This window comes from Bradyrhizobium sp. NAS96.2 (genome assembly GCF_001908235.1).
Taxonomy (GTDB): Bacteria; Pseudomonadota; Alphaproteobacteria; order Rhizobiales; family Xanthobacteraceae; genus Bradyrhizobium.
Genome location: NZ_LGHK01000231.1, coordinates 1 through 6,590 on the forward strand (window position 1 = coordinate 1; position 6,590 = coordinate 6,590).

A 6,590-nucleotide genomic window follows, 5' to 3' on the forward strand; every position below is an offset into this window, starting at 1 on the left:
GCCGCGGCAGCAGCAGCCGGCTTCGGCTTCTTCCGCTTCGGCCGCGGCTTGTGCGCGCGCGGCGGCGGACCGGCGGGCTGCAACTCGGCGAACACCGGGCTCGGATCGAGCGTGGTGGTGGCCGGGCTGGTGAAGTCGCCCGGCGTGCGGGTCACGGTCACCGGCACCGTCGCCGGCTGGAACTTGGGCATGTTGAAGGTGACGGTGAAGTTGCTCTCCGGCGCTGGGATCGACACGGAGCAGGGCGTCTTGCAGCCCGGTCCGATCGACGTCACGGCGTCGGCGCCTTGCGGGTTCGAATCCATCTGCACCTGCATTGGCGGCGGTGCTGACTTGAACGAATCCAATGAGAAGGAGGAGCAGCCGGCCAGGCTCAGCCCGGCGGCCGCAATCACGATGATACGACGCATGATCCACACTCTAATGCGGCAATCAGCCACAATCCCCGGGCCGACCATAGGAGCGTCGGAACAGAGGCGCAACAGGGGGAGGCCTGTTCGTTAAAGGATGGTTAATGGCAAAATCGCATGGCAAAATATTGCCGAGCGATATCAATGTGTTGCGAAAAACTTATGCCGCGATCAGGCTGGCGATTGCGTCCGGCAGGTCGCGCATATGGCTGATCAACCGATCCGGCTTCAGCTCGGTCATCGGGACGTCGGTGTAGCCGAAATCGACCCCGATCACCGGGACGTTGGCGCGCCGGGCAACCCCGACATCGGGACCGGCATCGCCGACCATGATAGCGCCGGGCAGCCTGCCGCCGGCGCGGACCACCGTCTCGCGCAGGAACGCCGGATCTGGCTTGGCGACGCCGAACGTGTCCTGGCCGCAGATCGCGGCAAAGCGCGGCGTCAAACCGAGCCGGTCGAGCAACAGCTTCGACAGCCACTCCAGCTTGTTGGTGCAGACCGCAAACTGGTGGCCCTTTGCCGCGAGCCGGTCGAGCGCGGTCTCCAGCCCCTCGAACGGACGTGAGCCGTCGGCGATGTGCTCGGCGTAGAAGTCGATGAAATCCTGGGTCAGACGATTGAGGTCAGCGAGGCTGACCACGCGTCCTTCCACCTCGAGTCCGCGCTCGAGCAGCTTGCGCGCGCCGGCGCCTATCATGTTGCGGGCCGCGGACAGCGGCACCGGCCGCAGACCCTCGCGGTCGAGCACATGGTTGAGTGCGCTGATCAGGTCAGGCGCGGTGTCGACCAGCGTGCCGTCGAGATCGAACACAATGATGGGGGGAGAGGAGGCGGACATCTGTCTCTCGCTATCGGGCAGCGCCGCACGTTGCAAGAGAAGATGCTAGTGTCGCGCAAAAAAGGAGGCTCCGATGCGGGAACTCGGCGGAAAAGCCGCTTTTGTCACCGGCGCGGCCAACGGAATCGGACTGGCCATGGCAACCGCGTTCGCGCGCGAGGGCATGAAGGTGATGCTCGCCGACATCGAAACCGGCGCGCTCGACAAAGCCGTCGATGCGCTGCGCGCCGGCGGCGCAGATGTCCGCGGCGTGGTTTGCGACGTCGCTGACCCCGGCAGCGTCGACGGCGCGGCGCAGGCCTCGTTCCTCGCTTTCGGCAAGGTCCATGTCGTCTGCAACAATGCCGGCGTCGCGGGTGGCGGCGGCATCGACCAGATCTCGGTCGACGACTGGCGCTGGGTGATCGACGTCAATCTGATGGGCGTGGTGCACGGCATCCGGAGCTTCCTGCCGCACATCCGCGCGCACGGCGAGGGCGGCCATATCGTCAACACGGCGTCGATGGCCGGCATGAATGCGGGGCTCGGCGTGAGCCCGTATTCGGCGTCCAAATTCGCCGTCGTCAGCCTCTCCGAAGGGCTTTCGGCGCAACTGAAGCCGCTCGGGATCGGCGTCAGCGTGCTCTGTCCGAGCTATGTGCGGACCCGGATCGGCGAGAGCGGGCGCAACCGCCCGGAGCAATACGGCCCGCCGCGCCAGCATGCTCCGGACAGCCCCGCAGCCGCGCTCATCGCCGAGATCGCGCGCCGCCTGGAGGCCGGTCTCGACCCGTCCTTGGTTGCGGCCCAAGTGCTGGCCGCGATCCGCGACGACCAGTTCTACATTTTCACCCACCCCGGGATGCGAGCCGAGGTCGAGGACCGTTTTGCGGCGATTTTGGCCGCGATGGACGCCGTTTCGGCCTAAAGACGGGCACGGATGGCGCTATTCCTGTCCGTGAATCGAGGCTAGATATGCGCCCGCCGGGCCGCCCGATGGCGTGCCCGTAACGGACAACCGAGGGGCTATCGGCCGTGGACATGGACGCACTGAAACGCCAGGCGGCGGCGCGCGCGCTCGAAGAGGTGCGTGACGGCATGAAGCTCGGGCTCGGCACCGGATCGACCGCCAAGCATTTCGTCGAGCTGCTCGGCGAGAAGGTCCGCTCCGGCATGAAGGTGATCGGCGTGCCGACCTCGGAGGCGACCCGGGCCGACGCGATCCGCTGCGGCGTGCCGCTGACCACGCTGGACGAGATCGACCATCTCGACCTCACCATCGATGGCGCCGACGAGATCGATCCCGCGCTCAATCTGATCAAGGGCGGCGGCGGCGCGCTGCTGCGCGAGAAGATCGTCGCGGCGGCCAGTGATCGCATGATCGTGATCGCCGACGACAGCAAATGGGTCGACGTGCTCGGCCGCTTTCCGCTGCCGGTCGAGGTGATCCCGTTCGGGCTCGCCGCGACGCAGGCGGCGATGGCGCGGGCGTTCGCCGAGGCCGGCGTGTCCGGCCAAATGGTCATTCGCAAGGGCAAGGACGGTCACGTTTTTGTCACCGATGGCGGCCACTGGATCGTCGATGCGCATCTCGGCCGGATCGGCGACCCGCCGCGTCTTGCTGGTTTGCTCAGCGTCATTCCGGGCGTGGTCGAACATGGCCTGTTCATCGGGCTTGGCAGCGTCGCCGTTCTGGCCGGCGCGCAGGGAATTCGGGTTGTTGAACGGCGATAGCGCCGCAAGCAAGGAGACTTGGAATGAAGCGTTTTTCGGGACTTTTGTCGGCAGCGGCCCTGGCGGCTGGACTGGCGCTCGCGGCGGCGCCGGCCATGGCGCAGCAGCAATTGCCCCCCATGCCGAAGGTCAAGCAGTCGACCCCCGCGGCGATTGCGGCCGCCAAGGAAATCCTGACGATGAAGAACGTGGCCGTGATGTATTCCGGCGCCGTTCCGGGAATCATCGAGAAGACCAAGACCGGCCTGCTGCAGCAGTACCTGAACTACCAGAAGGATCTCGACGAGGTCGCGGTGATCGTCGCCAAGCAGTTCGCGGGCAGCGAGAAGGAGATCGGCGACGGCATGGCGCAGATCTACGCCGCCGAGTTCACCGAGCAGGAGCTCAAGGACCTCGTGACGTTCTACAAGACGCCGCTCGGCCAGAAGCTTTTGACCGCGGAGCCCACTGCAATCAACGGCTCGCTGCAATATATGCAGCAGTGGGCGCAGCAGTTCGGCACGATCGTGAATGGCCAGTTCAAGGCCGAGATGAAGAAGCGCGGCAAGGATATCTAAGGATATCCGATGCGTTTTCGAGTGCTCTGATGCGCTCCGTATGACCTCGCCCCGCTTGCGGGGCGAGGGCGAAGAGAGAGGTACCCATGGCCGAGTTTGACGTCGACCTGTTTGTCATCGGTGGTGGTTCGGGCGGCGTCCGTGCCGCCCGCATCGCCGCCAATTACGGCGCGAAGGTCATGGTCGCCGAAGAGTACCGGATGGGCGGCACCTGCGTGATCCGCGGCTGCGTGCCGAAGAAGCTGTTCGTGATCGGCAGCCACGTCCACCAGGAGATCGAGGATGCGGCCGGCTTCGGCTGGAGCATCGGCCAGGTCTCGTTCGACTGGGCTACCCTCGTCGCCAACAAGGACAAGGAGATCGCCCGGCTCGAGGGCGCCTACACCAGCAATGTCGAGAAGTCGGGCGCCAAGATCGTGAAGACCCGCGCGGTGCTGGAGGATGCCCACACCATCCGCCTCGCGACCGGCCAGAAGGTGACCGCGAAGTACATCCTGATCGCCACCGGCGGCGCACCCAATCACGGGCCGGCCGTTCCCGGCATCGAGCATGTGATTTCCTCCAACGAGGCGTTTCATCTGAAAGAGCTGCCGAAGCGGATCGTGATCCAGGGCGGCGGCTACATCGCGCTGGAATTCGCCGGCATCTTCGCGGGCTTCGGCTCCGACGTGTCCGTGATCTATCGCGGCGACAATATCCTGCGCGGCTTCGACGAGGACGTCCGCAAGCATGTCCGGGCCGAGATGGAGAAGCGCGGCATCACCATCATCACCGGCTGCACGGTGACCAAGGTCGACAAGCACGGCCGTGATTTCACCGCACATCTATCCGGCGGCTCGAGCATCGCCGCAGACCAGGTGATGTTCGCGATCGGCCGGCATCCCAATGTGAAGGGGCTCGGACTTGAAGCCGCGGGCGTCGCCATCAATCCCGCCAATGGCGGCATCCAGGTTGACGGCTGGTCGAAGACCTCGGTCGACAACATCTATGCGGTCGGCGACGTCACCCACCGCACCAATCTGACCCCGGTCGCGATCCGCGAGGGCCATGCCTTCGCCGACACCGTGTTCGGCAAGCGCCCCGTGCAGGTCGACCACGCGACGATCCCGACCGCGGTGTTCTCGCAGCCCGAGGTCGGCACCGTCGGCCTGACGGAGCAAGAGGCGCGGGCGCAGTTTGCCCACGTCGACATCTACAAGACCGATTTCCGCCCGATCAAGGCGACGATGTCCGGCCGCGACACCCGCGTGCTGATGAAGCTCGTGGTCGACGGCGCGAGCGATCGCGTGCTCGGCTGCCACGTCGTCGGCGATGCCGCCGCCGAGATCACCCAGGCCGTTGCGATCGCCGTGAAGATGAAGGCGACCAAGGCCGACTTCGACGCCACCATCGCGCTGCATCCGACCGCGTCCGAAGAGCTGGTGACGATGCGCACCCCGACCGCGCGTCACGTGCGCCAGGCGGCGGAGTAGGGGGCTGGTCCCGGTGCCCGATCGGGTGAGGCCTGCCTGACAGCCCAACGCCGCCCGCTTAAAATACCTGCGAGCGGCGCTGTCTCTAGCCCCAGGAGGGTCGTGGCAAAATCCTGATAAGGGTTGGTCTGCGTGAAACCGCAAAGGTTTCATACCTCTGAAGGGGTAGCTTGCCGCCGCAAGATGGACCGCATGCCGAAGAGGAGGCGCCTCGCTGGGGCCGTTCGTCTGGCGGCGGGGGAATTAGGGCACCCTTGCTGACATGCATATGTGAATGCGGCCACGCCGATCCGGGCTCAGACTGCGGTCATGTTCCGACCGGACCACCCGGACCACATGGACACATTGGACTACGGCTTCCTCGGCTTTGCGGGGGCGTCGTTCATCGCCCTCATCGTCTGCGTTGCCTGGCTGCTGATCGCGTGACGCTTCGATTTCATTGGTGAAAGACTTTGGCCTCAGCCCGTGCCCCCTTGGCTGGGGCCTTTCCTTGGGCACGCTGGGCTTGTGCACAGATCGCGCGTGCCGTTGGCAGTGCGGCATCTCGCGCGCCTTGGAACCTTGCGCTATGCTGGCTGTTCCACTCTCAAACAGTTTGATGTCTCAAATTGAGGGAGCCGCCCATGAGAGGTCCCACCGAGCAGGAGATCCGGACCCGCGCCTACGAGCTGTGGAAGGACGCCGGAGAGCCGCCAGGCCAGATGGATCAGCTCTGGTACAAGGCCGAACGGGAATTGCTGGAGCGCAAGGCCGCCAACGGCGAAGCGCATTGCGATATCAACGGGCACAACGAGTCGACATCATATCCGCCGAAGTTGAGGGGCGTGCATTGAGTGTGTCGCGCCGCTGAGCTAACGGGCCCGACCCGGAGGCATCATGAGCGACGCGATCGATCTCTCGCAGAAACTGTCGACATTCTCCGATCACTGGTCGCCACGCACCGTCGCGCAATTCAACGCCTGCGACGTCATGGTGGTGAAGGTGCAGGGCGAGTTCGTCTGGCACAAGCACGACGACACCGACGACTTCTTCCTGGTGCTGAAAGGCGTACTCGACATCGAGCTGCGCGACCGCACCGTCACGCTGAGGCAAGGCCAGATGTACATCGTGCCGAAGGGCGTCGAGCATCGCCCCGTCGCGCGTGAAGAGGTGCATCTGTTGCTGATCGAGCCGACAGGCACGGCAAATACGGGGGACGCCGAGACGGCTGCGGAGAGGAAGGTGGTGTGAGCCTGCAAGACCCACCAACGCAGAGCTCGGACAGATCACGTCGCTAGAATGCGAAGCTACGTCCCCACGCACACTGTCATCGCCCGCGAAAGCGGGCGATCCAGTATTCCAGAGGCGGCCGTTGTTGAATCGATGAGCCGCGGCGTACTGGATCGCCCGGTCAAGCCGGGCGATGACGCGGTGAGGTGATGCGTAGGCAATGGTGCCGCAACGCACCGTGCGAGAACTGTCCTCATCGTCGTCCTGGCGAAACAGGCCGTGCAAAAAGTCGGCCCGGCGCGGGGAGTATTGAGTGACCAAGCGCGCGGCTCAGGCTGCGGATGGCCGGAGTGCCGTGAGCAGCGTGGGCAGGCCCTTGATGGCGATC

Annotated in this window: 8 protein-coding genes; 6 read left to right on the top strand and 2 right to left on the bottom strand. The window is 65.2% G+C overall.

Annotation, left to right across the window (positions count from 1 at the left end; genetic code table 11):
- Both AC628_RS36305 and AC628_RS36310 read right to left on the bottom strand, forming a co-directional pair.
- The coding region (locus AC628_RS36305) for a hypothetical protein (protein ID WP_074131484.1) at positions 1-410 on the bottom strand (410 nt) is incomplete at its 3' end.
- Between the two features lie 160 nt (positions 411-570).
- A complete protein-coding gene (locus AC628_RS36310; RefSeq protein ID WP_074131485.1) occupies positions 571-1,251 on the bottom strand; it encodes an HAD hydrolase-like protein in 681 nt (226 codons plus the stop codon).
- A 73-nt stretch (positions 1,252-1,324) separates the two neighbouring features.
- On the opposite strand from AC628_RS36310, the gene AC628_RS36315 reads away from it, so the two are divergent.
- The 6 genes from AC628_RS36315 (at position 1,325) to AC628_RS36340 (ending at position 6,223) form a co-directional block, all read left to right on the top strand.
- Positions 1,325-2,158 carry an SDR family NAD(P)-dependent oxidoreductase gene (locus AC628_RS36315; RefSeq protein ID WP_074131486.1) on the top strand — a complete coding sequence of 278 codons (834 nt, stop codon included), beginning with the start codon at positions 1,325-1,327 and terminating at the stop codon, positions 2,156-2,158.
- Positions 2,159-2,265: 107 nt separating this feature from the next.
- The gene (gene rpiA, locus AC628_RS36320; RefSeq protein WP_143201995.1) at positions 2,266-2,964 is read left to right on the top strand and encodes a ribose-5-phosphate isomerase RpiA; all 699 of its coding nucleotides are present in this window, start codon (positions 2,266-2,268) and stop codon (positions 2,962-2,964) included.
- A gap of 23 nt (positions 2,965-2,987) precedes the next feature.
- Positions 2,988-3,521, top strand: a complete 534-nt coding sequence (locus AC628_RS36325; RefSeq protein WP_074131488.1) for a DUF2059 domain-containing protein — start codon at positions 2,988-2,990, stop codon at positions 3,519-3,521.
- Between the two features lie 86 nt (positions 3,522-3,607).
- Positions 3,608-4,993 carry a glutathione-disulfide reductase gene (gor, locus tag AC628_RS36330; protein WP_074131489.1) on the top strand — a complete coding sequence of 462 codons (1,386 nt, stop codon included), beginning with the start codon at positions 3,608-3,610 and terminating at the stop codon, positions 4,991-4,993.
- Between the two features lie 623 nt (positions 4,994-5,616).
- Positions 5,617-5,826 (top strand): DUF2934 domain-containing protein, encoded by a 210-nt coding sequence (locus AC628_RS36335; protein WP_074131490.1) that lies wholly within the window; start codon positions 5,617-5,619, stop codon positions 5,824-5,826.
- Between the two features lie 43 nt (positions 5,827-5,869).
- Positions 5,870-6,223, top strand: a complete 354-nt coding sequence (locus AC628_RS36340; protein WP_074131491.1) for a cupin domain-containing protein — start codon at positions 5,870-5,872, stop codon at positions 6,221-6,223.
- Positions 6,224-6,590 lie beyond the last annotated feature (367 nt).

Bases quoted from the DNA above. Each gene is read 5' to 3' on its own strand.
- AC628_RS36310 (WP_074131485.1), bottom strand. From the start codon at position 1,251: ATGTCCGCCTCCTCTCCCCCCATCATTGTGTTCGATCTCGACGGCACG.
- AC628_RS36315 (WP_074131486.1), top strand. From the start codon at position 1,325: ATGCGGGAACTCGGCGGAAAAGCCGCTTTTGTCACCGGCGCGGCCAAC.
- AC628_RS36325 (WP_074131488.1), top strand. From the start codon at position 2,988: ATGAAGCGTTTTTCGGGACTTTTGTCGGCAGCGGCCCTGGCGGCTGGA.
- gor (WP_074131489.1), top strand. From the start codon at position 3,608: ATGGCCGAGTTTGACGTCGACCTGTTTGTCATCGGTGGTGGTTCGGGC.
- AC628_RS36335 (WP_074131490.1), top strand. From the start codon at position 5,617: ATGAGAGGTCCCACCGAGCAGGAGATCCGGACCCGCGCCTACGAGCTG.
- AC628_RS36340 (WP_074131491.1), top strand. From the start codon at position 5,870: ATGAGCGACGCGATCGATCTCTCGCAGAAACTGTCGACATTCTCCGAT.